General features: G+C 58.9%; 1 protein-coding gene. It reads right to left on the bottom strand.

Annotated features, from left to right (window positions below; translation table 11 throughout):
- Positions 1-24 precede the first annotated feature (24 nt).
- Positions 25-377: hypothetical protein (locus ABJK56_RS06295; protein WP_347243813.1), on the bottom strand; the 353-nt coding region annotated here is incomplete at its 5' end.

The raw sequence follows: 377 nt of genomic DNA, 5'->3' as shown, positions 1-377 counted from the left end.
CGTGGAGTCGGCCCTCACACGATATCAGTGCCTAGGATATACCCGGCTAAGAATGCGCCGCTGTCCTACACACCGCCGCATCCAGTGACGGATGATCAGTTCAAGCGCATAGTGGCAGTGCTCAGGCTCTCGGTGCCGTATACGGGCATGATCCTGTCCACACGGGAAAGCCCCAAGCTCAGGCATGAAGTCTTTGATCTGGGGATCAGTCAGATCAGCGCAGGCTCCAGAACGAACCCCGGCGGCTACCACGCGGGCAGAGAGCACTCGCCGGATGACGAACAGTTTTCGCTTGGCGACACCCGCAAGACCGATGATGTAATCCGCGCTGTCGTCGAACAGGGCTACATCCCCAGTTTCTGCACGGGATGCTACAG

It is taken from the genome of Thermogutta sp. (assembly GCF_039793925.1).
In the GTDB taxonomy this organism is placed as follows: Bacteria; Planctomycetota; Planctomycetia; order Pirellulales; family Thermoguttaceae; genus Thermogutta.
The sequence above is the reverse complement of the archived record's forward strand: the minus strand, read 5'-3'. Positions and strand labels throughout refer to the sequence as shown.